Source organism: Ruegeria arenilitoris (genome assembly GCF_013035315.1).
Lineage (GTDB): Bacteria > Pseudomonadota > Alphaproteobacteria > Rhodobacterales > Rhodobacteraceae > Ruegeria > Ruegeria arenilitoris_D.
The window spans coordinates 125,971-150,941 of sequence record NZ_WQHP01000009.1 but is presented as its reverse complement, the minus strand read 5'-3'; the positions used below and the strand labels follow the sequence as shown (position 1 = coordinate 150,941).

Annotated in this window: 23 protein-coding genes; 6 read left to right on the top strand and 17 right to left on the bottom strand. The window is 58.1% G+C overall.

Annotation, left to right across the window (positions count from 1 at the left end; genetic code table 11):
* Positions 1-8: 8 nt before the first annotated feature.
* Positions 9-689 (bottom strand): GntR family transcriptional regulator, encoded by a 681-nt coding sequence (locus tag GOV53_RS18015; protein WP_170468985.1) that lies wholly within the window; start codon positions 687-689, stop codon positions 9-11.
* Between the two features lie 207 nt (positions 690-896).
* On the opposite strand from GOV53_RS18015, the gene GOV53_RS18010 reads away from it, so the two are divergent.
* The 3 genes from GOV53_RS18010 (at position 897) to GOV53_RS18000 (ending at position 4,671) form a co-directional block, all read left to right on the top strand.
* On the top strand, positions 897-2,564 hold the full coding sequence (locus GOV53_RS18010; protein WP_170468983.1) for a sulfatase-like hydrolase/transferase: 1,668 nt from the start codon (positions 897-899) through the stop codon (positions 2,562-2,564).
* 62 nt (positions 2,565-2,626) lie between these two features.
* Complete coding sequence (locus GOV53_RS18005; RefSeq protein ID WP_170468980.1) at positions 2,627-3,871, top strand: DUF3179 domain-containing (seleno)protein; 1,245 nt, start codon at positions 2,627-2,629, stop codon at positions 3,869-3,871.
* 47 nt (positions 3,872-3,918) lie between these two features.
* On the top strand, positions 3,919-4,671 hold the full coding sequence (locus GOV53_RS18000) for an outer membrane protein (RefSeq protein WP_254439327.1): 753 nt from the start codon (positions 3,919-3,921) through the stop codon (positions 4,669-4,671).
* A 116-nt stretch (positions 4,672-4,787) separates the two neighbouring features.
* Here the strand turns inward: GOV53_RS18000 and comE are convergent, their stop codons facing one another.
* From comE to GOV53_RS17950, 10 genes are all read right to left on the bottom strand, one after another.
* Positions 4,788-5,345 (bottom strand): sulfopyruvate decarboxylase subunit beta, encoded by a 558-nt coding sequence (gene comE, locus GOV53_RS17995; RefSeq protein WP_170468977.1) that lies wholly within the window; start codon positions 5,343-5,345, stop codon positions 4,788-4,790.
* Positions 5,342-5,848 carry a sulfopyruvate decarboxylase subunit alpha gene (gene comD, locus GOV53_RS17990; RefSeq protein ID WP_170427194.1) on the bottom strand — a complete coding sequence of 169 codons (507 nt, stop codon included), beginning with the start codon at positions 5,846-5,848 and terminating at the stop codon, positions 5,342-5,344. The genes comE and comD overlap by 4 nt, the downstream gene beginning before the upstream one ends.
* Before the next feature lie 48 nt (positions 5,849-5,896).
* Positions 5,897-6,307 (bottom strand): universal stress protein, encoded by a 411-nt coding sequence (locus GOV53_RS17985; protein ID WP_170468974.1) that lies wholly within the window; start codon positions 6,305-6,307, stop codon positions 5,897-5,899.
* A 23-nt stretch (positions 6,308-6,330) separates the two neighbouring features.
* Positions 6,331-7,311 (bottom strand): alcohol dehydrogenase catalytic domain-containing protein, encoded by a 981-nt coding sequence (locus GOV53_RS17980; protein WP_170468971.1) that lies wholly within the window; start codon positions 7,309-7,311, stop codon positions 6,331-6,333.
* Positions 7,308-8,069 carry an SDR family NAD(P)-dependent oxidoreductase gene (locus tag GOV53_RS17975; protein WP_170468968.1) on the bottom strand — a complete coding sequence of 254 codons (762 nt, stop codon included), beginning with the start codon at positions 8,067-8,069 and terminating at the stop codon, positions 7,308-7,310. The genes GOV53_RS17980 and GOV53_RS17975 overlap by 4 nt, the downstream gene beginning before the upstream one ends.
* Entirely contained in the window at positions 8,062-9,369 is a 1,308-nt protein-coding gene (gene hisD, locus GOV53_RS17970) for a histidinol dehydrogenase (RefSeq protein WP_170468965.1), read from the bottom strand. The genes GOV53_RS17975 and hisD overlap by 8 nt, the downstream gene beginning before the upstream one ends.
* Before the next feature lie 12 nt (positions 9,370-9,381).
* Entirely contained in the window at positions 9,382-10,710 is a 1,329-nt protein-coding gene (locus GOV53_RS17965) for a TRAP transporter large permease (protein ID WP_170427199.1), read from the bottom strand.
* A gap of 11 nt (positions 10,711-10,721) precedes the next feature.
* Complete coding sequence (locus tag GOV53_RS17960) at positions 10,722-11,234, bottom strand: TRAP transporter small permease (RefSeq protein WP_170427200.1); 513 nt, start codon at positions 11,232-11,234, stop codon at positions 10,722-10,724.
* Between the two features lie 112 nt (positions 11,235-11,346).
* Entirely contained in the window at positions 11,347-12,492 is a 1,146-nt protein-coding gene (locus GOV53_RS17955; protein ID WP_170427201.1) for a TRAP transporter substrate-binding protein, read from the bottom strand.
* A 23-nt stretch (positions 12,493-12,515) separates the two neighbouring features.
* Positions 12,516-12,701, bottom strand: a complete 186-nt coding sequence (locus GOV53_RS17950; RefSeq protein ID WP_170427202.1) for a hypothetical protein — start codon at positions 12,699-12,701, stop codon at positions 12,516-12,518.
* 137 nt (positions 12,702-12,838) lie between these two features.
* On the opposite strand from GOV53_RS17950, the gene GOV53_RS17945 reads away from it, so the two are divergent.
* A complete protein-coding gene (locus GOV53_RS17945; protein ID WP_170468962.1) occupies positions 12,839-13,858 on the top strand; it encodes a LacI family DNA-binding transcriptional regulator in 1,020 nt (339 codons plus the stop codon).
* Here GOV53_RS17945 and GOV53_RS17940 read toward each other — a convergent pair.
* Entirely contained in the window at positions 13,855-14,826 is a 972-nt protein-coding gene (locus tag GOV53_RS17940) for a LysR family transcriptional regulator (protein ID WP_170468958.1), read from the bottom strand. The genes GOV53_RS17945 and GOV53_RS17940 overlap by 4 nt on opposite strands.
* A gap of 76 nt (positions 14,827-14,902) precedes the next feature.
* Positions 14,903-17,338 carry a GcvT family protein gene (locus tag GOV53_RS17935; RefSeq protein ID WP_170468955.1) on the bottom strand — a complete coding sequence of 812 codons (2,436 nt, stop codon included), beginning with the start codon at positions 17,336-17,338 and terminating at the stop codon, positions 14,903-14,905.
* Between the two features lie 183 nt (positions 17,339-17,521).
* Here GOV53_RS17935 and GOV53_RS17930 point away from each other — a divergent pair, with 183 nt between their 5' ends.
* Together GOV53_RS17930 and GOV53_RS17925 are read left to right on the top strand one after the other, a co-directional pair.
* Complete coding sequence (locus tag GOV53_RS17930; protein WP_170468952.1) at positions 17,522-19,042, top strand: trimethylamine methyltransferase family protein; 1,521 nt, start codon at positions 17,522-17,524, stop codon at positions 19,040-19,042.
* Positions 19,043-19,082: 40 nt separating this feature from the next.
* On the top strand, positions 19,083-20,051 hold the full coding sequence (locus tag GOV53_RS17925; protein WP_170468949.1) for an agmatinase: 969 nt from the start codon (positions 19,083-19,085) through the stop codon (positions 20,049-20,051).
* On the opposite strand, the gene GOV53_RS17920 is transcribed toward GOV53_RS17925, so the two are convergent.
* From GOV53_RS17920 to GOV53_RS17905, 4 genes are all read right to left on the bottom strand, one after another.
* Positions 20,048-21,022: an arginase family protein gene (locus GOV53_RS17920; protein WP_170468947.1), complete on the bottom strand. Its 975-nt coding sequence runs from the start codon at positions 21,020-21,022 to the stop codon at positions 20,048-20,050. The two genes, GOV53_RS17925 and GOV53_RS17920, sit on opposite strands and share 4 nt — an antisense overlap.
* 54 nt (positions 21,023-21,076) lie before the next feature.
* Entirely contained in the window at positions 21,077-22,666 is a 1,590-nt protein-coding gene (locus tag GOV53_RS17915) for an ABC transporter permease (protein WP_170427209.1), read from the bottom strand.
* Positions 22,659-23,696: a quaternary amine ABC transporter ATP-binding protein gene (locus GOV53_RS17910; protein WP_170468944.1), complete on the bottom strand. Its 1,038-nt coding sequence runs from the start codon at positions 23,694-23,696 to the stop codon at positions 22,659-22,661. Before GOV53_RS17910 ends, GOV53_RS17915 begins: the two co-directional genes overlap by 8 nt.
* Before the next feature lie 84 nt (positions 23,697-23,780).
* Positions 23,781-24,731, bottom strand: a complete 951-nt coding sequence (locus GOV53_RS17905) for an ABC transporter substrate-binding protein (protein ID WP_170468941.1) — start codon at positions 24,729-24,731, stop codon at positions 23,781-23,783.
* Positions 24,732-24,971: the final 240 nt, after the last annotated feature.

The window sequence follows — 24,971 nt, the reverse complement described above, 5'->3', positions numbered from 1 at the left end:
CTGTCTACCTACTGATTTTCGTCAATTGAGCGGTCGCGGTCCTGCAACGCGCGGATACGCATCCGCTGCGCAGCCTGAATATGCGCGCGCATCTCTGTCTCGGCCGCTGCGCCGTCGCGGGCCTTCAATGCAGCCATGATGCGCCGATGTTCAGCAACGGCAGCCTCGGCGCGATCACCGTCCAGCAATTGTGATGGACCGAGGATCAGCAGCGCCTTTTGCAGGGACAGCATGGATTTCGAAAGAAACCTGTTCTTGGCCGCATCCAACAGCGTGGCATGGAAAATCCGGTTGAGCCCCGCCGCATCCTGGCTTGTGCCTGCTTCGGCCAGTCGGTCATTCAGCACGTCCAATTCGTCCAGTTCGACGTCCGATGCCGCGCGAGCAGCCAGACGGGCTGCGGTGCCTTCAAGCACGGCGCGCATCTCGTAAAGCTCCATGACTTCGGCGTAGTCGAGGCTTCGCACTGTTGCACCCTGCCTTGGGACATGGGTCACCAGCCCGTCAGCCTCCAACTGCCGGATCGCCTCGCGCACCGGCGTGCGACTGACGCCCAACCGTTCTGACAACTCAATCTCGCGCAGGCGATCTCCGGGCAGAAGGCTGCCGCCCCGAATCTCGTCCAGCAGGCGTTGATACGCGGAATTGCCCTGCGGGCCGGGTTGCATAGAGGCGTCTTGAATGGTCATCGAGGGCTCTTTTGTCATCTTGCGTCCAGTTGCATACACTTGGATACATATTGAGTCAACAGCGCCGAAACACGCGCCCGTGCGCCTTGCCCCTGCCCAATCTCACCAAATTGAACAGCGCGTAGAAATTCTTCTGAAAACATACTAATATCTCAATGTGAAAGGCGCCCAGCAGTGTAAAATCAGGGGCGCTTGGGGGAGATTGGAATGAAGTTTCTATGTTTGGCCCTTCTACCGATAGGCCTTGCTGTATCGGCGGCTGTTGCTCAGGAAAGCCCAATTCAGCACGATTCAGAGTTTTACATCCTGCAGGCACAGCACGCAGAGCAATGGGCGCAGGACGACGCCGCTGTCGATGATGCTCTGGCCGCCTTTCGGGACGGAAACGCAGGAAAACCGCCGAACATCGTTAGTGTCTTGATCGACGACATGGGCTTTGGCGACATGGGTATTCCCGAACTGAACGCAGTGCGCGGGTATGAGACACCCAACATCAACGACTTTTCCGATCAAGCTATGCGCATGGTGCGAATGTATACAGAACCTTCGTGCACCCCTACCCGCGTGGCGCAGATGACTGGGCGGCTGCCCGTTCGCATGGGCATGGGCGACACAACCGTCGACATAGCGGGGTTCGGCCTGCCGGGCGATGAGGTGACGCTGGCCGAAGTGCTGAAACAGGCCGGGTACGCCACAAGCCATGTTGGAAAGTGGCACATGGGTGACATCGCTGAAAGCTGGGCGATGAACCAAGGGTTCGATTATGCCCAGCACGCCATTCACCAGCAGGGCCAACTGACGATCTTCAATGATGATGCGATCAAGGAACAGGTCTCGGTCGCGATCAAAGACTATGATGACAAGTACACTCTGGACAGCTGGTTCCGCCCGGATGCGGCCGCGATGATGACCGTGATCGAAGGCGAGACCGGCGGCCCCATCCGCGAGATTCGAATGGAGCCGGGCGAGCGCTGGAATGCCGCCAAGTACGATGAGATGAACCAGGCCTTTCAGGACAAGACACTGGAGGAACTGGACCGCCTGGCAGCTGGCGACGCGCCTTTCTTCCTTCAGTATTGGCCGATGATCCCACTCGATAACACGCGCGCTGGCCGGTCAGGGCCTGAAAGCGTGAATGGCGGTCTCTATGTGGACAAGATGCAGTTGTTGGATGAATGGCTCGGCGATCTGTTTGCACGGCTGGACGAGCTCGGGCTGACCGAGAACACCGTCGTAGTTGTCATGGGCGACAACGGCCATTTCACCAAATACGCGCCACAGTCCGGCTTCACTCCGCTCATCTACGCGGGCGGCAAGGGCGACACGACAGAGGGCGGCGTCCGCGTGGATGCGTTCATCCGCTGGCCCGGCATGATTGAGGCTGACGGGCTGCTGAACAGCATTATCCATGTCTCAGATCTTTACACAACGCTCTCGCGCTTCGCAGGGGCGGAGCCCTTTATACCGAGGGACCGATTGGTGGATGGCGTGGATCAGTCCGCCGCGCTGCTGTTTGCCGATGAGACCAAATCGCGCCGCGACCACGTCATCATCTATTCGGTCAACAAGCCCGAGGCGATCGTGAAGGATCAGCTTAAGCTGAAACTGCCGGGGCCGGGTGAAAGCGCAATTCTGGCAAAGTTTTTCGACCTTTATCGGGACACACGCGAACAGTATTCGGTCTCGACCGAAGTTGGCGCGTGGGGCGGACAGGAGTTCGCCAGAATTCTGGGGCGTCACATGGCGCGAAAGGAAAAGTTCCCTGACACAGCGCCCGCTTACGGCGTGCCCTATGAAGGGATCGAAAACTTGCGACCGGAAACGCAGCAGGCGGTCGAGGCCTTCATGATCAAACGCGCCTCGCCCCAGCAATAACAACCGGCCAATCGGGCAGCGCGCCCGTTTGGCTTTCGAATTTGAACGATTAGGGTATCCAAATGGCAGGAAACATCATTTTCGCTCTGGGGCTGCTTGTGTCGCTGGGTATCGGGTTCGTCTATTTTCGCGATCTGGGCGATGTCTCGCAAATGCTGCTGAAGGTTAAGCGCGAGAACATGATCCGATTCATTCGGCACGAATACCGCCTGATCGCGGTTGGATTGGGCGGATTTCTAGTCGCAACGCTCGCGCATTTCCTGCTGGGCGGTGGTCCGTTCTGGCTGTGGCTTGTTGGCGCGATGCTGGTGTTGGTGCTCTATGGATTTCCTTATGTTTGGGTTCACTTGGGGCTGCGAAATCAGCTGAATGACGCGGCTTTTTTCCCAATCTCCGAAGCCCGAAAATACATCGGCCCGACCGCGCCCGTAATCGTGATCGAAAACAATGGCCATGCCCGCGCCCACCCCGATGCGCAAATCATGCGCCCTCATTTGGCCGGGAACGCCGATGGGTTGGGCGGCGAGGACATCGTTATGACCTTTTGCGCAATGGCGAACCTGGGACAAGGTTACGCCCCGCGCATCGAAGGAAACCGTCTGGACCTTGAAGTTCTGGCGCAGCATGGCAACAACCTGATCCTGCGGGACAACGAAACCGGAGAGCCGATCCAACAGATATACGGGTTTCGCGAGGCGGATCGCGACGCCGACGCCGACGGCCCCGCATGCCCTCTGCGCCCCGAGGCCAAGATGCAGCCTTGGCCAACATTTCGAATGACATTTCGAGGCTTTCAAAAGGCATATCCGGACGGTGAGGTGTATATGAACGTCCCTTCGTCCAACCCTCTGCTGCGGCTCTTGGATATGGTGACCGAGATCACCTTTGGCTGGGGGATTGCGCGTCAACATCAAGAGGACGCGCCGGTCATGGACAACATGGACCGCTCGGACGATCGGCTGCCGAACAAGACCTATGTCTGGGGCATAACGATTGGACAGGACGCCGCCTGCTGGACCGATGATTTCGTGGTCGAGAACAACTGGATCGTGAATGCCAATGTCGGCGGGCGGGACGTCGTTGTCAGCCTGGACCCAAAGTACGAAAGCCTTGGCGTTTGGTACAACGACAGCGGGCAGCCCGTGACCCGCTGCGATTTCTGGGGGATGTCGGATCGCGGAAAGTTGCAGCGCGTCGAAACCCTGCGCGCAGGTATTTTCTGGCATGTCTGGTCCGAATTCTTTCCGGAAACCGATATCAACCGCGTCGGACCACGCGCGCAGCAGGCTGATGAAGCTGCCGAATAACATTGAATTCAGTAAGACTGATATTTTGGAAAAAATGGAGGGGCAAAATGGTCTTGAAGAGGTTTTTGACAACTGCCGCAATTGCAGCGGCGTCCTACATGCCAATGGCCACGGCCTCGTGGGCGCAACTGTCCGATTGGTCCTATGCGGCGACCATCTATCTGTTTACGCCCGAAACAGACGTCTCTCAGCAAACGGCACGGGGCAAGGTGGAAGGTACGCTCAGTTTCTCGGACGCGCTGGAAAATCTTGACTTGGCGTTTATGGGCACCTTTTCTGCTACGAACGGGCGCTGGTCGATTCTGGCGGACTATAACTATACGGATTTGACGTTCAGCAATGACACTCCGGGGGGCGTCAGCTCAGGGGTTGAAACCGCCCTCACCACTCAGTTCTTTAGCGGCTACCTTGGCTACCGAGTCTATTCAAGCGATACGACCCTGGTCGACGTGGCTGGTGGTTTCCGTTGGTTCAAAACAGAAACAGGCTTCACCGTGCTGCCCGGCACCGCACCAGGTCGATCTGTCAACGTAAACTCCAACTGGACTGATCCGGTGATCGGGATCAGAGCTCGCACGGCCTTTAACGACAGGTGGTCGGGCACCGGCTTTTTTGACTATGGCGGCTTCACCAATGACAGTGAAACCTGGCAGGTGTTGCTGACGGCCGACTATGCAATCAACGAACGATGGCTGCTTCGGCTCGGATACCGCTACATCTCATTCGATCATGAAATCAACGGAAACGATTTCAAGTTCTCGCAATCGGGGCCTGTGATTGGGGCGACTTATCGATTCTGACGTATCGACCAGCCGGTTCCTGCCAAGACTGCCCGTCCGCTGAACCTGGCTTGCCTAACCTGCAGCAAGGAAAACGCCGCCCTGGAATGGGCGGCGTTTGAGTTCGGGTGCCGCACTTAGCCTGCTTGCACCGCCTTCATGAACCGGTCGCGGATCACCACCGGGTCCATCGTGATCGGCGGCATCTTGGCGTTTCCGCTGTCACATTTACTGACGATGATCGTCATCTGTTTGGCGTCCAATGCCTCTTGCAGAACGCGCCCTGTGTCTTCGGCCTGACACTCGATGACCCGGTCGCAGCCAGCCGCCTCGGCCATTTTCGCCAATGAGGTTTTCTGTCCCGCATAAGTGGGCTGATCCCCGGTCGAACCGTAAGAGCCATTGTCGACGATCAGCAGGATGTAGTTGTCAGCCACATTGTTCGCGATGGTTGGCAGCGTGCCTAGGTTAGTCAGAACCGACCCGTCACCATCGATTACGATCACCGGCTCAGGTTGCGACAGAGCCAGCCCCAGACCGATGGATGAGGCCAGACCCATTGTGCCCAGCATGTAAAAATTGGTCGGCTGATCGTCGATCGCATGCAATTCCTGGCTGGGAATACCAATGTTACATACCACAAGCTGGTCCCGCAGGATCGGCGCGATTTCTTTCAGGATTTCAGAACGTATCATTGGTCGCCGTAGCCTCCCCAGAAATTGGCATCGGTCAGAATGGCGACCGGCTTGTTGCACATGAAGGTGTATTTCAAGATTGCGTCCAGTTCCGCGACATCTTCCTGATTGTGGAAGTGATAGGTCGGGATGTTCAGCTGCGCCAGCAGCGCCTTGGTGTGAACCGCCATTTCGACCTGACAGGCGATCGGCTCGCGCAGTTCACCTCGGTACGAAATCAGCATCGGCAACGGCATTCGGTAGTACTGAATCAGCGTTGCAAGCGTGTTGATGGTCACGCCGATGGCCGTGTTCTGCATGATGATGGCGGGTCGTTTTCCACCCATCCAGGCACCAGCGCACAGGCCCATCCCTTCGTCCTCTTTGTTCGAGGGAATGTGATAGATACCATCTCGCTCGTCGATTTCCGCGATGACCCCGGCCAATTGCTTGCACGGAACCGTGGTGACGAACGAGATGTCGTTGGCCACCAGATCGTCGGTGATCTTCTTGTCTATGTTCATATCCGATATGTCAGTCCTGTATGGGGCGCACGAGGCGCGATTGACGGGTTATAGCCTGCGGTGCACATGCACGGCGCAAGGCGCGTGACGGACGACGCGCGAGGCGGTCGATCCAAGAAAGTAGTCGCTGATGCCCGGCTTGTGTGAGCCGATGACGATACAGTCAAAGCTGTTGTCTGTTGCATAGTCGATGATGGTCCGGGCTGTGTGCCCTTTGACGATTTCGGGTTGAACACCTTCTAGCCCTGAAACCTTGTCACGCAGCAGATTGCGCGCGTCGCGGAACCCTTCGGCAACCACATCTTTGTCGAGATAAGCGCTCACGCTCCCCTGTGGCATCTCATAGACATGCAGAGCGACGATTTCGGCCCCTTCGGCCGACAAGGCCTGCGCAACTTCCAGCGTGTGCGGGGAAATTCCATGATCCAATGCCATTGGTACCAGAATTTTCTTATACATGATTACCTCCGTTTCTGCCCGGTCTAATCCCAGGGTGCGAGGATGATCTTGGGGGCGGCAACCGCGCCGCTCCGTAATTCCCGAAACGCATCTGGTGCGTCAGACAAAGCGCGCTGTTCGATCCAGTCCAGCGCACCTAAACGCCCATCGAAAATGGCTTGCGCGGTGTTGCGAAAATCCTCGGCTGTATACGTATAGGTGCCGATAAATGTGATTTCCTGCAAGGTCATACGGCGCACATCCAGACCACCGGTGTCTTCGCCAAGGCCAACATGAGCAATCACACCACCCGGCGCGACCAATTGTGAGGCGGCGGCACGGGTTGCGGAATACCCCACCGCGTCGATCACCAGCGCGAAACTTTCAGTGGTGGCCTCCAATGCACGGAATGCGCCAAACCTTTGCAGGTAAGCCCGCCTTGCCGCGTTCGGCTCAACGATGACCACATCCTGAACATCCGAGGCGTTCAGTGCCAAGGCCGCGGCAACCCCGATCGCACCGCCACCGATTACAAGGGCTTGTCGGTCCATCGCGGGGTGCAGCGCCTCAAGGCCCAAACGGACGGCGTGCCAGCTGACGGCCAGCGGTTCGGCCAGCGCAGCTTGTTCAAAACTCACGTGATCCGGCACCTCGACGAGGTTGAATTCTGGCATGGCGACAAACTGGGCAAAGGCCCCTTCGCGCGGCGGCATCGAGATAATCTGGCGATCCGGGCACAGGTTTTCCCGTCCGGCTTTGCAGGCCGGGCAAACGCCACACGTCACCAGTGGGTTGATCGTCACACGTGCCCCGTCGCGTGGGCCGCCAACGATGGTACCTGCAGCCTCATGCCCCAGTATAAGAGGCGCAGGACGGCGCGCATCGTGCCCCAGGTAAGCATGCATGTCCGAGCCGCAAATTCCGACGGCCTCGATCCGGATCAGATGCTCACCGAATGCCGGTGTGGCGTCGGGGACATCCTCGTAGGCCAGAGTTTCAACACCTTGATACACAACCGCTTTCATTTCGCCGTGAATCCTCCATCAACCATCAGCACTTGCCCGGTGACATAGTCAGAGGCAGGTGAGCACAGGAACAGGATCGGGCCATCTATGTCCTGCAGACGTCCATTTCGGTTCGTACAGGTTTGCGCCGCGTTGCGGGCGGCGCGGTCAGGGTCATCAAACACGGTCTGGGTCAGCTCGGTCGGGAAGAAACCCGGCCCAATCGCGTTGGCCGTGATGCCATGCGACGACCACGCTTCGGCCATGGCCCTGGTCAACTGGCCCACCCCGGCCTTGCTGGCCCCGTAAGCGATACCGCCGGGAAAAGCGCGGGTGGTCTGCAACGAGGCGAAATTCACGATCCGACCCCACCCTTTGGATTTCATCATTGGCACCATGGCCTGGCTCAGAAAGAACGGCGCGCTCAGGTTCAGCGCCAGCGTCTGGTCCCAGCCTTGGGCAGTCACATCATCAGCCATTTCGCGTGTGTTGATACCCGCAGCATGGACAACGATATCCGGTGCGCCAAAGGGTTGGGCGATCTGATCAACCAGCTTTTCAATGCCGGACCGGTCCGCAACGTCGGCGGCAACAGTCTCTACGTTGTCGCCAGCTTCAGCCTTCAGTTCGGCCAATGCCTCTGCCCGACGCGCCACGCCGACCACACGCGCGCCAGCGGCAGCCAGCACCAGCGCAACCCGTCGGCCAAGGCCCGAGCTTGCCCCGGTGACACAAGCGACCCGCCTCGTCAGATCAAACAACGCACGCGGGTCATCCATCGGCGGTCAGGTCGAACTGTTCGTCGGGGAAGTACTTTGCCAATCGAATATCAGCCGCGCGGGCATGCCCCTCCATCCCTTCAAGACGCGAGATACGCGCGGTTGCCTCGGCGATGGATTTTGACCCTTCGCGCGTGGCGCGCTGCCAGGTCACGATCTTCATGTACTTGTGGACGCTCAAACCGCCGGTGTAGCTGGCCGCGCCAGAGGTCGGCAGCACATGGTTCGTGCCCGTCGCCTTGTCACCATAAGACACCGTTGTTTCTTCGCCCAGAAACAATGACCCATAGCATGTGAGGCGGCCCAGCCACCAATCCAAATCCTCGGCCTGAACGGTCAGGTGCTCGGGCGCGTATTCGTCAGAGCAGGCTGCCATTTCTTCGCGATCCGAGCAGACAATGACCTCGGCATAGTCGCGCCACGCTGCGGCAGCGTTTTCGCGGTTCAGTTCGGGAAGGTCGTCGATCAATGTCGGCACCAATTCCATGACTTTCTGCGCCAGATTGCGGTCATCTGTCACCAGCCAGACAGGTGAGTTATAGCCATGCTCGGCCTGGCTCACCAAGTCGGTGGCCACCACCATCGCATCTGCTGAACCATCCGCCAGGATCAAACTGTCGGTCGGGCCCGCAATCATGTCGATGCCGACTTTGCCGTAGAGTATACGCTTGGCTTCAGCGACGAACTGGTTGCCCGGACCCACTAGGATGTTCGCGCGCGGCAGACCGAACAATCCATAGGTCATCGCAGCCACTCCCTGAACACCACCCATCGCAAGAATGCTGTCCGCCCCGCAGATATGTGCCGCGTAGACGATTGCGGGCGCAACACCCTCACCCGGCCGGGGCGGCGAGCAGGCGGTGATATGGCGGCAACCGGCAACTTTGGCCGTGGTCACCGTCATGATGGCGCTGGCGATGTGGCTATAGCGGCCCCCGGGTACATAACACCCCGCGGCGTCGACCGGGATAGCCTTCTGACCAGCGATGAAGCCGGGCACAATCTCCATCTGCACATCAGACACAGTGGCTTTCTGCGTTTCAGCAAAACGGCGCACATTGTCGTGGGCGAAGCGGATGTCGGCCTTGAGCTTTTCCGGCACCTTCGCAATTGCCGCGTCGATTTCGTCCTGAGTCATCAGGACATTGCCTTCGAACTTGTCGAACTTGGCCGCGTACTCCAGCGCCTTGGCATTACCACCGGCCTCGATATCGGCCAGGATGGTCTTGACCGTATCATGCACCTCGGAGGCATGGGATTGCGCCGTCAGGGTCGCCTTTTTCAGATAGTCACGAGGCATGGTCAGCAGGTCCTATTGGTAGATTTCAGGTAGCAAGGTGGTCGAGACCGCCGGAACGTAGGCGATCAGAAGAACAACGATCAGCATCGTCAGTACGAAAGGCACGGCCCGGGCGGCAATCTTCAGAATGGACTCACCCGTAATACCAGATACGACGAACAGGTTCAGGCCCAGCGGCGGGGTGATGAACCCGACGCCCAACGCGGTGATCATCATGATACAGAACTGGATCTCGTTCATGCCGATATTGTCCGCTAACGGCTTCAGGATCGGCGCAAGGATAACGATGTTTGGCGTCGTTTCCATGACGCAGCCCGCAGCGATTAGGATGCCAATCATCAAAAGGATCAGCAGGTAGGGATCATCCGTCATGGCGGTGACTGAGGCGACGAAGCCCTGAGGCACCCCCATGATCGCCAGCGCCTCGGCCAGCGGTGCCGAAAACGCGATGATCGGAAGGATAACACCGTTCACCTTGGCGGAACTGACCAGCATCGACGGGAAATCTGCCAGTGTCAGTGTGCGCAGAATGAAGCCCATGATGATCGTTACAACGACGGCGGTCGCACCGGCCTCGGTCGGGGTCAGACGGCCCGAGAAAATACCATAGAAGATGATGCCGGGCACGATGAAGGCGTACCAGCCGGACTTCAAAGCCTTGCCCAGATTGGCCAGCCATTCGCCCATGGTCATCATGCCACCGCCCTCGTAGGCGTAGAGACGGTTCATGATGATGTTGGTGATCAGGATCGAGACCAGAATGGCCAGACCGGGGATCAGCGCCGCAAGGAACAGGGTCGATGCAGAGATACCCAGCACAAGGCCAATAATGATGTACGCAATCGACGGCGGGATCAGGATGCCGGTACAGGCCCCCGCCGCGACCAGTGCGCAGGCATAGGGGCGCGGATAGCCGCTTTCGACCAACCGATTGATCGTCATGCGCCCCACAGCGGCAGCACCAGCCGCGTCCGAGCCCGAAATCGCGGCGAACATGCCGCAGACCAGAACAGTGGCTGAACCGAAGCCGCCCTTGGCAAAGCAGGTTAGCGCCTCAGCGACGTCCAAGAATTTTCGCGACAACCCGGTGCGGACCAGCACGTCGCCAGTCAGGATGAACAACGGAACGGCGGTCAGGGCAAAGGCGTCGATGCCGGTAAACAGGCTCTCGCCGACCAGGCTTAGCGGCAGATCCCCGGACATGACCAGCATAACAATTGCGGCTGAACCAATAGCGGCCCAGACCGGGACGGCCATCGCGATCAAGGCAACAAACAGGATAACGGGAACGTAAAAATCCCATCCCAGTTCAACGGTTTGGTTGAGAGAATTCCAAAGCATCAGCGTTTCCCTCAGTCAAACAGCTTGTCGCCTTCGAAGACGGGTGTTCCGTCTCGCAGGCATTTCAGGTCACGCATCAGGGACTGGATCAGACGCCAGATCATCAGTGCAAAACCGGTCGGGACCGCCATCAGGAACCAGACCTTTGACACCCGAAGTCCGTCCGTTACCGATCCGAACTTGGCTGAGACGTGAACCGCCTCATACGACCAGTAGAGCGCGATGACAGCCACGACGAACATCACCAGATCGCCAAAGATATACAGCAGCGCTTTGGGGCGCGGTCCGAGGTAATGCATGATCACATCAATGCGGATATGCGCGCGTTCCTTGACCGCTGCCGCCGCCCCGATCCAGGCGAGATAGATAAAGGAATACCGGACGATCTCTTCGCCCCAGATCGAGGAATAGGCAAAAATTTCGCGCCGCAGAACCTCGATGGCCATGGTGATGACCAGCATCACGTAGAACACCAGCAACAGCCAGCGTTCGGCGTTGCGGTCTATGTTTTGAAGTAAGGTCATCACGTCCCTCGGCGAAAGAACAGTCAGGCGCAAGCCTTCTGTTTCGGGCCTTTTTTGGCCTGACTGAATTGGGGTGAACGCGGACGCCCGAATGACGTCCGCGAAATTAGGATCAGGCGTCGTGGACGTAGTATTTGCCCTGCGTCCCGGCGGCTTCGACGAGTTTCTCGAAGGCGTCCATTGATCCGGCCAGTTCTGTCTTGAACGGATCCCAATCGGCGTTTTGATATCCGCCAACGCTTTCCCATTCGGCCAGTTGATCCGCGCTGAGCGAATGGAATTCCACACCAGCCTTGTTCAGTTCGGCCATTGCATAGGCACGGGCTGACGGTACTTTGGCAAGGTTTTGGTGGCTGGTCATTTCCGACCCCCACATGATGCCTTCCTGCACGTCCGGCGGCATCGAATTGAACCATTCCAGATTGCAGGAATAGACTTGGCTGTCAGGCACGGCCTGCGTAAAGGTCACATGGCTGAGGATGTCCTTGAAGCCGAACACATACAGCGCGCCAACCGAGGGATCCAACGCATCCGCGACCCCTTGCTTGATGGCCGAGGGGGTCTCACCCCAGGCAACAGGCGTTGGGTTTGCACCGACCATACGATAATATTGCTGCAGCATTTTCGATCCCGGAACGCGGAATTTGATACCGCTCATATCGCCCGGAGTGATGATGGCGTTTCCACCCTGACGCACGGCAACGACACGCGGGTCGATCACGACATAAAACAGCGCTTTGAACCCGGCGGCTTCGACCTTGGGGTGCACCTCGTTCTGCCAGGTGTCCGAGTGCACCAGGTTGGTGAATTTTTGGTTTGAACCGCACAGGTACGGCATGTTGATCAGGTCTACGGTTGACGCAAATGGCGCGAAATTGGACAGCGAATGCTGCGCGGCCTGAATAGTTCCGCCCTGCACCTTCTGCACCAAAGCACCGCCTGCACCCAACTGCCCACCGGGGGCCAGCTTGACGTAGACCTTGCCGTTGGTGGCATTCTGAATGTTTTCCTTCAGATCCAGCTGCATGATCGGATAGCTGCGCGATGCACCCAGCACATAGGCCGTGGCCACGGTCATCACGTGATCGGCGGCTTGCTCGCGCTCGCGTTCTTCCTTGGCGGTTTGCGCTGCGGCTTCGGACGACCACAATACGCCCCCTGCCCCGGCGACCAGAGCAGCCGTAAATGCACCACTGGCGCTAAGCTTCAGGAAATTGCGACGCTCTTCCGACGCCAATTCGTTTCTGTCGTTGTTCATTTAGTGCCCTCCCAAGCGAAAATTCAGCTGTCGCTTTCTGCGTCGCGGTCAGCCTCTTTTTTCAGAATTGCGACAACGAACAGGATCGACGCCGCGAACAGGACCAACATTTCTCCCACGTCTCCAAGAAATGCGCTGCTGGCAAACGCCCCCATCGCCACGTTCGCAAAGTAGATGGCAAACACGATTATGGATGCAGCCAGAAACATCTCTTGGACTCCTTTTGGATTCGGCCCTGCATCACTTGTAAGCGCTTACATGTAAAATGCAAGCGCTTACATAATTGCTTTCATCGGACGGCGGATACGTTTAAACTTATAGGCAAAAGCAAATTGCGGGTTTGGAAATGGCGAAACTTCGGTCGGCGCCGACCTTGGATGACGTTGCCAAGATGGCAGGTGTTTCGACGGCAACGGTGTCGCGTTGCCTCAACAATCCTGACCGCGTGGTCGAAGCAACACGCCAGCGCGTTCAGACAGCAGTTGATGCACTAGGATACACACCCAACTTTGCGGCACGAGTGATGGCCGCCAGACGGTCTTTCACGATCGGTGCGATTATTCCGACCATGGAGAACGCGATTTTCGCCCGTGGCCTTCAAGCTTTTCAGGAAGAGCTGCACCAGCGCGGATACACTTTGCTTGTTTCAAGCTCCGCCTATAAGCCCGAGATTGAAGAGGAACAAATCCGCACTCTGATCGCGCGCGGAGCAGACGGGCTGTTGCTCATTGGTCATGATCGCGACCCAAAGATCTATGACTATCTAAATCAACGGAAAATCCCGGTTCTGAGCGCCTGGTCCTATGCACCAGAGGCCCCGGTGCCTTCGGTCGGGTTTGACAACCGCGCGGCCATGTTCGAGCTTGCGCGCCACGTGATCCAACTGGGGCACAAACGGATCGGCGTGATTTCGGGCATCGTCGAAGGCAATGACCGTGCCCGGATGAGGGTCGAGGGTATTCGCGACGCGGTCAACAGGCTGGGTGCCGACGCCCTGGCACTTATCGAAACCCCTTATGAGATTGAAAACGGTGCCAGCGCATTTCGTGACCTGATGCAGCGCGAAAGGCCGCCAACCGCGATCCTCTGCGGCAACGACGTTCTCGCCGTTGGTGCCTTGCGGCAGGCGCAAGAGATGGGGCTGGACGTGCCCGGCGACGTATCGATCACCGGATTTGACGACATCGAACTGGCCCGGATTGTCTCGCCCGCACTTACAACCGTCCATGTCCCCCACCGTGAAATGGGGCGCAAAGCGGCCCAACAGTTGATTGATATGGTCGAGAACCAAACCGCTGCCGAAGGTGAGCAACTGGCGACGCATATCGTCAATCGCCCATCCTTGGGCAAACCTGCGTTAACCTAGGCCGCCTCACCCTCCATCGTGCGGAAATCATCTTTCAACCAGGGATGTTTGGCGCACATCGGTCGGGTAAAATGCTGCCGGATCAGCTTGACCAGAACTTTCTGAAGCAGCTCCGACGTCGCCTCGGGATAAACCTCGGTCGTGAACAGCGATACGGTGCGCACAAAGTTTCTGCCCGGGAATGGCATGGCTTTGACACTGTTATGGAAACGCTGTGTTCGATGGAAACAGGCTGCCGTCGTTATGGCCCAGCCACTGCCCTGCGCGACCAACCCGATTATGGATTGGTTGCACTCCAGCTCGAACCTGTTCGGCAGACTGAACTTGCTGCGGGTCAGCTGAGTCTCGATCTGCTTTCCGATCATGTAGTCTCGTGAATACCGCAGCAATGGCAGATTAGCATCCTCATCGAACAAGTCCTCGGTCGTGCCGTTATAGCTGTTGGGCAAAACGACTATGAACGGATCACGCATCAAGGGATACTCGATCAATCCTTCTGTGCGCTCGGTCGGTCGCGTAGCGACCCCCACATCCAGTTTGTGCTCCTCAAGCTTGGCAATGATTTCGTGGCTGGGGCGCGTGAAATGACGGAAATTGCAGCGTGGCAAAGCCTGCGCCATGAAGCGGACCAGATCGGGCGCGATCTGGTTATCGAAATCGTTGATAAGTGCCAGTCGAAGGTCGGTTGCATGCTGCCAATTGCCAGTGCGGATTTCGGCCTCACCACGTTTCAGGACCATCAGACCATCGCGGACATAACGCGAAAAGACCTCGCCTGCGGGGGTCAACCCCATGGGCCTGCGCCCATGGTCGACCAGCTCGATGCCCAGCGCCTTTTCGAGGCTGCGTAGATGGTTCGAAACCGTGCTGATCGACAGCCCGGTTTCAGAGGCGACCTGTTGGATCGACCCGGACTTGGCAATCAACTGGAACACTTCCAGCCATCTCAGGCTCAGGGATTTGGACATGGGCATAGACCATTGTTTCGATTTATTCGAAACAACGAAGCAGAGAAACTTCGGCACGGCAATGGTGAAATTCCCCTTAACCCTTCATCCGATCAAAGCCCGGATCGTAGGGGGACGGCGGAATGACGGTCGCCCGGACGCGTTCCCCGCAGCTATCCAACTCCATCTCACAACCGATCTCAGACAACGCTGGGTCAACAAAGGCGTGCGCCAGATTCAGGCCCGTGCGATGGCCCCATTCACCCGAGGTGACGGTGCCCACAACCCGATCACCTTGCATCAACGATGCACCGGGATGTGCCGGGCCGCGGGTTGTGCCGATCTGCAGTGCGACAAGCTTTTTCCTCAGGCCCTCTGATTGTCGCTTCAGCAGCGCGTCTCGCCCGACGAAATCACCTTTCTCTAGCCGAACAAACCGGTCCAATCCGGTCTCAAACGGGTCGAACTCTGTGATCAGGTCCCCTTTCCAATGCAGAAAGCTCTTTTCCATCCGCATGGAGTCGACCGCGCGTGCGCCGAACAATTTCAGCCCGAACGCCTCACCCGCCTGACGCAACGCGAGGTATGCAGCGTATAGCGAGGCGTTGGGCACGTGGATTTCATAAGCCAACTCTCCAGAAAAGCTCAGGTTCATGACTGTGGCTGGGGCAAATCCCACGAAACACTCGCGCAAGCTGAGCCAAGGGAATGCAGCCGCGGACCAATCCCCACGCGCGCAAGCCGACAGCACATCCCGCGCTTTGGGGCCTGCGAGGACCAAAATAGTCTGATCGTTCGTGAGGCTTCTCAGGTGCACGTCTTCACCGTCCTGAACGTGCAGGCGCAGCCAATCCATGTCGTGAAACTCACTGGCCGCGGCAGAACCGTACCAAACGCGCGCTAGCCCCCGGTCACCTGCTGGCAGATTGGCAACCGTGGCTTCGGCTTTGACCATCCCGTGCTGGTTCAAAAGATACCCCAACCCGACGCGACCGTCGCGACGGGTTACGACACCGCAAAACATCCGGTCAAGAAAGGCGTGCCTATCTGCGCCGGTGATTTCAATCCGGTTGAACCCGTTCACTTCGGCCAGACCGACGCCGGTTTGGATGTTCCGAACCTCGGCGGCGACTACGTCGAAGGTTTCGTCAAAATCGAAACTATGCGTTGGTTCGAAATCTGGCGCGGGCTTGATGTAATCTACCCTCTCCCACCCATTGACCACTGTGAACTCCGCCCCCTCAGCCGCTAGAACGGGTGTCAGAGGTGTCGTCTTGGCCGGACGCCCAGCGGGGCGATGTTCGTGCGGAAAGTGGAACCGGAACTCGTTCTGGTAGTCTTCGATGGCCTTAAGCGCTGTCAGCTCTACATTCGCATGCCCAGTAAAGCGCCGAGGGTCGAGACACCAGGTGTCATAACACGCCTCACCATGCACGATCTGCTGGGCCAACAACCAACCGTGACCACCGCCCTCACCCAGACCGGCGCGCAGACCAATGATGCAAAAGGCGTTGCGCTTGCCCGGGATTGGCCCAACCAACGGCGCTCCGTCGATCGTGTATGTGATCGGTCCGTTGACCACGGTATGAATGCCAACCTCCATCAGAGCAGGCATCCGCGCAAACGCGCCTTCCAACACGTCCGTTACCCGATCTAGGTCATCCGGGCACAAGGCATTCACAAAGTTCGGATCAATCCCGTCCATCCCCCAGGTCTTGCAATCCTGTTCGTAAAAACCGACGAGCAGGCCATTCTTCTCCTGTCGACAATAATAGTCACTGATCGGGCAGCGCAGCAGGGGCATCCGATGCCCGGCATCGCGGATCGCCTGTATCTCTTCGGTCAGAAAATACTGATGCTCCATCGACGAGACGGGGTGGTGCACACCCATCATGGCCCCGACTTCGTTGACCCGGTAACCGCAGGCATTGACGACGATGTCGCAATCAATGTCGCCATGCTCGGTCTGCACCGTCCATGTATCATCGCTGTGTTGCACCAGCCCCGTGACAGGCGTGTTGCGATACACCTCGGCTCCGGCTTTGCGGGCGCGACGGGCCAAAGCCTGACACAGTTGCGCTGGATCAATGTCGCCGTCCAAGGGATCCCACAGCCCGCCGATCAGGTTCTCGGTTGAAATCAGCGGGTGTCGCCGCGCGCATTCATCGGCGTCAATCACTTCGAAATGCACATCCATGCCACGCGCCATTGAGGCGAAATGGCGATAGCCCTGCATCTGCCCTTCGGTATTCGCCAGGCGTATCCCGCCGTCCCCGTGGTGATAGTTGATCGGATAGTCCGGGTCGTCGGCCAGTTCCTTATACAGTCGGATCGAATGCGATTTCAGGCCCACCATCGTCTGGTTCATACCAAAGTTGGTCACCTGCGCCGCGGAATGCCATGTTGTGCCCGAAGTCAGCTCATTCCGTTCGACCAACACAACATCGGTCCAACCTTCCTGCGTCAGATGATACAGAGTTGAACATCCGGCGATCCCCCCACCGATCACAACAACTCGGGTGCGCGACTTCATTGGCTTTGCTCCGTTAGGTCTGGCCAAACCTTGCGGAAGAACGGGTTCATGCGACAACCGCGCAGATGCGCGTCCTGAAAAATCGAAACTGCGATTTCGGATTCTGAAAACAGCATTTCTTCTTTGCTGCCGGGTTATCCTGCCGCTTACGCTGCCGAAAACCGCAATATGGGGTCGGGCCGGATGACATCCGAGGGATCTAAACGCAGTGGACGAAAAGCACGGCATGCGCAACGTGCCGCAAAACCTGTCATTGATCCCTGCCCGCCCGGTCAGACAGGCGGGACGTACAAACCACTGACCCAGGCCGAGATCGAACGGATTTACGACACCGCTCTGCAGCTGTTGGAACGCCTTGGCATGGGCAATGTGCCCGACCGCCTGGCCGCCGATCTTCGGGCAGCAGGGGCGCAAGATGGCCCGCAGGATCGACTGTTGTTTCCGCGCGAAATGGTACAGCGCGCGATCAATACCGCCGCCAAGAGTTTTGTGTTCCACGGAAGGGACCAGAGCCGCTCGATCACAGTGGGAGGTGACCGTGTCTATTTCGGGACCGGAGGGGCCGCGGTGCAGACGCTGGACATCGACAGTGGGCTTTACCGTCCGTCGACGCTTGCCGACCTGCACGATTTTACCCGGTTGCAGGACACGCTAGCCAATGTTAGTTGGTTCACCCGATGCTGTGTGGCGACGGACGTGCCAGATGTGTACGATCTAGACGTCAACACGGTTTACGCACTGGTCCGCAACACAACCAAACCTGTGGCGACGTCTTTCACTCTGGCTGAACATGTCCGGCCCATTGTCGAGATGCTGGACATCGTGGCTGGCGGTCCGGGCGAATTTGCCAAACGTCCCTTTTTGAAAGCCCATATCAGCCCGGTAATTTCGCCGCTGCGTTACGGCGAAGATGCAGTGGACGTTGTCTACGAATGCGTCGCGCATAACATCCCGATGTCTTGCATCACGGCAGCGCAGGCCGGTGCCACCGCCCCTGCGACGCTGGCCGGGTTTCTGGCGCAATCGCTGGCCGAGACTTTGGCGAGCCTTGTGATGGTCAACACGATCAAGCCGGGCTTTCCCATGGTGTTTTCCAACTGGCCTTTCATAGTGGATCTACGCACCGGGTCCTTTGCTGGTGGCAGCGGAGAAACCGCCGTCTTGAACGCGGCCTCGGCGCAGATCACCAACTGGCTGGGTCTGCCTTCGGGCGTCGCAGCCTCGATGACAGACGCCAAAGCAATCGACGCGCAGTACGGCGCAGAAAAAGGGATGACCTCTCTGGCCGCTGCCTTGGCCGGAGGGAATCTGATCTACGAAAGCTCAGGCATGACCGCATCCCTTTTGGGGGCCAGTTTCGAAGGGTTTGTACTGGACAATGAAATGCACTCGCACACCTATCGGGCTTTGCGCGGGATAGAGGTGACCGACGAAAACTTGGGCTTTGACGCTATCTGCCAGTCAGTTCTTGGGGACGGGCATTTCCTTGGCAGCGAACACACCTATGCGGCGATGGAGCGGGATTACTTCTACCCCGAACTCGCCGACCGGCAAGAGCCGCGTACATGGCAGGAGGATGGGGCAAAGGACGCGTGGTCATCCGCCCGCAACCACGCCAAAGAGGTCCTGACCAGCCACCACCCGCAATACCTTACTGCCGAGCAAGATGCCGAAATACGCAAACGTTTCCGTATTCTGATCTGAGCCGTTAGGGTCACCGAGAATAACAGCAAAGGATGGGGCCATGGCCGATTCATTTTTCCAACCAGTATCGGCGATGGAGCTTGCGCGGTTTGCCGGCATCCCCTCGTTCATGCGCCTGCCAAGTCTGGATATGGAACACGACCGCATTTCAGATGTTGAGGTTGGTTTGGTCGGCATTCCATGGGACGGCGGCACCACCAATCGTCCCGGTGCACGGCATGGGCCGCGGCAGTTGCGCGACTTTTCCACGATGATCCGGGCGATGAACCCGGTGACCGGTGTCGCACCGTTCTCGCTGGTCAATTGCGCCGATCTGGGCGATGTCGCGCCCAACCCCGTGGATATCGAAGACACCCTGAACCGGGTTACCGACTTCTATGCGACCTTGCACGCCAAAGGCATCACTCCTCTCACAGCTGGCGGGGACCACCTGACCACGCTGCCCGTTCTTCGCGCGCTGGCCGCCAATGGCCCGGTGGGCCTGATCCAATTCGACAGCCACACGGACCTGTTCGACGGCTATTTCGGCGGTCACAAGTTCACCCACGGCACCCCATTCCGACGCGCCGTCGAAGAAGGCCTGGTCGATCCCAAGCGCTTTGTGCAGGTTGGTATCCGCGGGACTGCCTACAACACCGAAGACATCGAATGGGGTGAGGCGCAGGGCATCCGAATCATCCGCATCGAAGAGCTGTTTAATCGGGGTATCGACGACGTGATGGCTGAGGTGCGTGGCATCGTCGGCACAGAACCGACCTACTGCACCTATGACATCGACTTTGTTGACCCGACCTATGCGCCCGGTACAGGCACGCCCGAGATCGGCGGACCGAACAGCTTTCAAGCCCAGCAGGTGATCCGGCAAGTGTCCGGGGTCAACCTGATCGGTGCCGATCTGGTCGAGGTATCACCCCCGTTCGACCCGAACGGAGGCACAGCCTGGCTGGGCATTTCGCTGATGTTCGAACTGCTGTGTGTTCTGGCACAGGCCGTTGATGCGCGGCGCTAACTGACGTTTTCGGCGATCATCGAAACCATCTCGAACATGACCGCTGCTGCCGTCAGAGCGGTGATGTTGTTTGGGCTGTCCTTGGTCGGCATCATGCAAACCACGTCTCCACCCACGATATTCAACCCGCGCGCGGCGCGTAAAATACCAACCGCCTCGTCTATATCGAACCCTTTCTCGCCGGGTTCCAAATTGGACACGGCGGGCGCGACGGTCGGGTCGAGGCAGTCCAGATCAAAGGTGATGTAAACCGGTCGGTCGCCCAGAACTTCTTTGGTCTGGGCCACGACATCCTCAAGCCCGCGCTGGCGAAACTCGCGCATCGTGACGATGTTATAGCCATAGTCGTAGGACGGTTGCAGCCAATCCAAACTGCGAGGATGGCCACGCAGGCCGATCTGCATGGATCGCGTGGGGTCCACCTGTCCCTGGTCGGCCAGATACGCGCCCCAATGCGCCGCCGACTTCTTGGCGCCCAGAAAGTGATCGACCTTTGTGAACACGTCTGTATGGGCATCCAGATGCAGAAAGCTGATCGGCTCACCGCCTGCCAGTTTCCCACGACCGAGCGCCTGAACGATGCCGCCGGTGATTGAGTGATCGCCACCGATTGACACGGGTCGCGCACCTGCTGCGTCGATATCCTTGTAGAATTGGGTGATGCGCTCAATGCAGTCTTCGTTGTCATTGGCCTTGGGAAACGGAACATCACCAACATCGGCGATCCGCGCACTGGTCCACGGGTCAATCTCGAACACCGAATGCACTCGACGTTGTACGGCCGAAACATGGCGCAATGCGCGTGGCCCCAAATGCTGATCCCGCTCAGTCGTGCCATTGCCGGTGGAATGAGGCACGCCGATCAAAGCGATATCCTGCCCCTCGGGCCCGACGTTTGGACAGCGGAACATCGTCGGAATGCCCCACCAATACAGGTTGTCCATCATAGACTGTTCATAGCGGTCAGCCATTTGCACCTCCGGTCAAAGAAAAACGCCCCCGATCGGAACCGGGGGCGTTGGAATTCAGATTTTCTCGTCTTCTCGCCGGAAGGCACCCTGGACGATCCGGTCCATGACCATGGCCAGGAACAGGATCGCAAACCCGCCCAGCAGGCCCGGACCCTTGGCCGCGTATTGCAGAGCTTCAAGGATTTCCTTGCCAAGACCGCCGCCACCAATCAGCGAGATGATGACCACCATCGACAGACACATCAGGATGGTCTGGTTTACCCCCGTCATAATGGACGGAAGGGCCAGCGGGATTTCAACATCCTTGAGCAACTGCCATTTCGAGGCCCCAAAGGCCACAGCGGCCTCTTTGATGCTTTCGGGCACCCCGCGCATCCCCAAGGCCGTCAGGCGGATCACCGGCGGCATACCAAAGATGATCGTGGCCAAAATTCCCGGAGGGTTACCGGTGCCAAAGAAGGCAATAATCGGGATCAGGTACACGAACGCGGGCAGCGTCTGCATCAGGTCCAGAACCGGTTCGGCCGCGCGATAGGCGCGTTTGGATTTGCCAAACCAAATACCCAAGGGGATGCCGAAGACTACGCACAGCAGAACTGCTGCACCAACCAGAGCCACCGTCTCCATCGCGACATCCCAATAGCCCAGCAGCGCGATATAGGCCAACGAAGCGGCGGTAAAGATCGCCACCCGAGGTCCAGCGGCCCGCCACGCAGTCACGCAGATCACCAGCATCACGACCGGCCAAGGTGAGCCGATCAGGGCAACCGTCAGCGCGTCCAGAACTGATCGCACGCCAGCCACGATACCGTCAAAGACGTCACCACCCGCCGCAGCGGCAGCGTCGATCTGCGCCTCCATCCAGCTTGCTACAGTCGAGAACAACGTTCCGTTGCCTTCGCCCAGGATCATCGCCGACACTTGCTGTTCGGGGAATGCATCCAGCAGCGGAAGCGACGCATTAACGGTGAACTTGTAGACGATCAATGGCCCAATGGCGGCGACAAGAACTGCACCCAGAACCGTGTTGCGCGTAGAACGACCGCTTTCGGTCTTGTCCGGGTTAATCCGCCAGTTCGAGTATTGCTTTTCGTACACACGATCCGCGTAAAACCCTTGCACCAGCTTGAAAACCAGCAGCATCAGCAAGCCAGTGACCATGATGCCAAACGCCTCGGACTGAGCCGCGGCGGCTTTTTCCAAGCTGGCATCTGCCGCCTTTTGGATATTCGCCGCCAGCTTGTTGAACCGGTCGATATCTGCCTTTTCGGTGGCGGCAGCAGCACGCTCCAATAGTTCATTGGCGCGGGCCTGTTGGCGCTCGGCCCTTTCCGCCAGATCCGCGCCGGGGTTCCCCCAGGCACCGCGTCCGATCTGAACCCATGCGATGATTTCCAGGATCAGGAACGTCCAGAACATCCCCCAAATCGCACGAGAGGCCGACCAGAACGGCCCCAGAACAGCTGCCCAGATATTGAACGTATTGGGAATACCGCTGGTCGCATCGTGAATTTTGTGGAACGCGTTGACGTAATACTCGCCGTTTGGCCCCGCAAATTCGTGGATCGAGCGATCCAGCGTTTCGCGATCGACTTCGATATCCGAGGCGGCGGTGACCTTCAGTTCGGTGGTTGCATCAGTCATTTTTGCCCCCTTGGATTCCGCGCAGCAGTCGCGGTTTTGTCACCACGCCCACATCACTGCCTGAATCGGTTATGATGACCGGCAGGTCGGTATTGACGGCAAGGTCGATCAACTGGTCCAGATCAGCCCCTTCATCCGCGCGCGGCGCGCCCTCGGTCGGGCCAGAATAGCTGTCCAGCGGCTCCATGATCGAATGCGCCTTGACCAGTTTCAGCTTTGAAATGCCCTGCACGAATTCGCGCACATAGTCGTCCGCAGGGTTCATGACGATGTCCTCGGGCGTGCCGATCTGCACGATCACACCATCCTTCATGATGGCGATGCGGTGGCCAATGCGAATGGCCTCATCCAGATCGTGCGTGATGAAAAGTGTGGTCTTTTTCAACTGCGCCACCAGCGCCTTGAACTGATCCTGCAGCTGAAGGCGGATCAGGGGGTCAAGGGCCGAGAACGGCTCGTCCATCAACAAAATCTCGGGGTCCGAGGCAAGGGCACGGGCAATCCCCACCCGCTGCTGCATCCCGCCCGACAATTCTTTGGGCAGGCGATCTTCGTAACCTGTCAGGTCCACCAGCCCCAAGGCGTGATCCGAAACCGCCCAGCGTTTCGATTTCGAAACCTTCCGGATTTCCAGCGGGTAGGCGACATTATCGCGGACCGAACGGTGCGGCATCAGCGCCATATGCTGAAATACCATCCCGATCTGCATAGCCCGAATGCGGCGCAGCTCGGCCTCAGAAATTTTGGAGACATCCCGTCCCATGATTTCGATCTTGCCGGCGGTCGGTTCGATCAGGCGATTGACGTGGCGCACCAGGGTCGACTTACCGGACCCGGACAGGCCCATGATGCAAAAGATTTCGCCTCGCGGCACTTCGAAAGTCGCGCCTTGCACCCCGACGACGCAGTTAAATCTCTCCAGAACTTCAGGTTTTCCAATCCCCTCGCTCCGAACCGCTGCCATGGCTTCTTCAGCCCTCGCGCCAAAGATTTTCCATACATTTTCTAGCTTTACGACAGGTTCGTCCATTTGCCCCTCATCTACGGAGACTATCCCCGGCAAATACGCAAAAGGCCGCCGCGAACTTTCGCGACGGCCCTAAGAGTGCGTGCTTTAGTTGGTCAGCCAACCGATAACGGTGTCTTCGTTATCAGCGACCCACTGCTTGGCAAAATCAGCCGCTTCGACATTGTCCACGGCCAGCGCTTTACCCATCGCGCTCAGGTCGTCACCCTGCATCTGGTAGTTCCGGAACAGGGCCGCTACCTCCGGGTAACTCTCCTCCAGCTCCTTGGCATAGTGCAGGTGCAATGTCGCGCCGTTCCATGCACTGGAAGCCTCGGATTTGCTCAGCCAATCCGGGTCGTCGGTGGGCTGCACGATGGTCCAAGTGGCCGGATCATGCGCTGGCTCTTCCAAAACGGTCAGGTCCTGCGTAACGAAGATATAATGAGGGCTGTAGCAGAACCCGATCCAAGGCTCGCCGGCCTTTGTCGCATTCGCAAGGTTGGCGTAGGCAATGGTTTCTTCGTATTCAGTCAGATCGAAGATCTGGTCATAGCCATAGGATTTGGCCCGGATCTTCTCGACCACGGTCGAGGCCCATCCGGGCGCGCCAATCCAAACTTCCGGGGTTCCGTTCCCGTCCGTGTCGAAAATGGCCATCTTGTCCGGATCGCTCAGGTCATCGATGGAAGTGATGTCATTCTGCTCGGCGATATAGGTCGGAACGCACATCCCCTGCTCGGCCTGAACCGGGTTTTCGTTCATCACAACGGTGCCGTTGTCCTTGACGTACGTGTCGTGCAGGTTCTGCTGGTTCGGCATCCAGACTTCCGGATGAACGTGCATTGCACCGGAATCCATCGCCTCGAACACGATTGGGTTTGTTCCGTTCTGAAGCTCTACATCCAAGCCCAGGTTCTCTTCGATCACGACTTCAAGGATATGCGCGGTGGCATTCACCGAGGCCCAGTTCGGCACGCCGATCACAATGTCTGCGGCAAGAGCTGGACCGGCGACGACAGCGGATGCGCCTCCCAGTAACGTGGCTAGTTTGTTCATTTGGTGTCTCCATGTTGGGCGTCTGCGGTGCCGTTCTTCCGTGCCCATGGGCAGTTGCGCACCTTACAAACAGTGTCGGAAAGCCGTTACTTCCCCCGTTTTTTTGGTCAACGGCGCAGCGCGCCCAGCTGACACCAAAATTCAAGCACGCGGACGCGCCACCCATCAAGGGTTACCTCCTACAAACCCCCTTATTCGGAATTATCATAGGTGAGTTTTTGTTTTTCGAAATTTAGATAT

Coding starts and splice junctions, on each gene's coding strand:
- GOV53_RS17935 (WP_170468955.1), bottom strand. CDS start 17,338: ATGAAGTCGCGCACCCGAGTTGTTGTGATCGGTGGGGGGATCGCCGGA.
- GOV53_RS18005 (WP_170468980.1), top strand. CDS start 2,627: ATGGCAGGAAACATCATTTTCGCTCTGGGGCTGCTTGTGTCGCTGGGT.
- GOV53_RS17945 (WP_170468962.1), top strand. CDS start 12,839: ATGGCGAAACTTCGGTCGGCGCCGACCTTGGATGACGTTGCCAAGATG.
- GOV53_RS17940 (WP_170468958.1), bottom strand. CDS start 14,826: ATGTCCAAATCCCTGAGCCTGAGATGGCTGGAAGTGTTCCAGTTGATT.
- GOV53_RS17965 (WP_170427199.1), bottom strand. CDS start 10,710: ATGCTTTGGAATTCTCTCAACCAAACCGTTGAACTGGGATGGGATTTT.
- GOV53_RS17960 (WP_170427200.1), bottom strand. CDS start 11,234: ATGACCTTACTTCAAAACATAGACCGCAACGCCGAACGCTGGCTGTTG.
- GOV53_RS17920 (WP_170468947.1), bottom strand. CDS start 21,022: ATGGCTGACCGCTATGAACAGTCTATGATGGACAACCTGTATTGGTGG.
- GOV53_RS17915 (WP_170427209.1), bottom strand. CDS start 22,666: ATGACTGATGCAACCACCGAACTGAAGGTCACCGCCGCCTCGGATATC.
- comD (WP_170427194.1), bottom strand. CDS start 5,848: ATGAACATAGACAAGAAGATCACCGACGATCTGGTGGCCAACGACATC.
- GOV53_RS17955 (WP_170427201.1), bottom strand. CDS start 12,492: ATGAACAACGACAGAAACGAATTGGCGTCGGAAGAGCGTCGCAATTTC.
- GOV53_RS17985 (WP_170468974.1), bottom strand. CDS start 6,307: ATGTATAAGAAAATTCTGGTACCAATGGCATTGGATCATGGAATTTCC.
- GOV53_RS17905 (WP_170468941.1), bottom strand. CDS start 24,731: ATGAACAAACTAGCCACGTTACTGGGAGGCGCATCCGCTGTCGTCGCC.
- hisD (WP_170468965.1), bottom strand. CDS start 9,369: ATGCCTCGTGACTATCTGAAAAAGGCGACCCTGACGGCGCAATCCCAT.
- GOV53_RS17975 (WP_170468968.1), bottom strand. CDS start 8,069: ATGGATGACCCGCGTGCGTTGTTTGATCTGACGAGGCGGGTCGCTTGT.
- GOV53_RS17980 (WP_170468971.1), bottom strand. CDS start 7,311: ATGAAAGCGGTTGTGTATCAAGGTGTTGAAACTCTGGCCTACGAGGAT.
- GOV53_RS17910 (WP_170468944.1), bottom strand. CDS start 23,696: ATGGACGAACCTGTCGTAAAGCTAGAAAATGTATGGAAAATCTTTGGC.
- GOV53_RS17930 (WP_170468952.1), top strand. CDS start 17,522: ATGACATCCGAGGGATCTAAACGCAGTGGACGAAAAGCACGGCATGCG.
- GOV53_RS18010 (WP_170468983.1), top strand. CDS start 897: ATGAAGTTTCTATGTTTGGCCCTTCTACCGATAGGCCTTGCTGTATCG.
- GOV53_RS17950 (WP_170427202.1), bottom strand. CDS start 12,701: ATGTTTCTGGCTGCATCCATAATCGTGTTTGCCATCTACTTTGCGAAC.
- GOV53_RS17925 (WP_170468949.1), top strand. CDS start 19,083: ATGGCCGATTCATTTTTCCAACCAGTATCGGCGATGGAGCTTGCGCGG.
- GOV53_RS18000 (WP_254439327.1), top strand. CDS start 3,919: ATGGTCTTGAAGAGGTTTTTGACAACTGCCGCAATTGCAGCGGCGTCC.
- comE (WP_170468977.1), bottom strand. CDS start 5,345: ATGATACGTTCTGAAATCCTGAAAGAAATCGCGCCGATCCTGCGGGAC.
- GOV53_RS18015 (WP_170468985.1), bottom strand. CDS start 689: ATGACCATTCAAGACGCCTCTATGCAACCCGGCCCGCAGGGCAATTCC.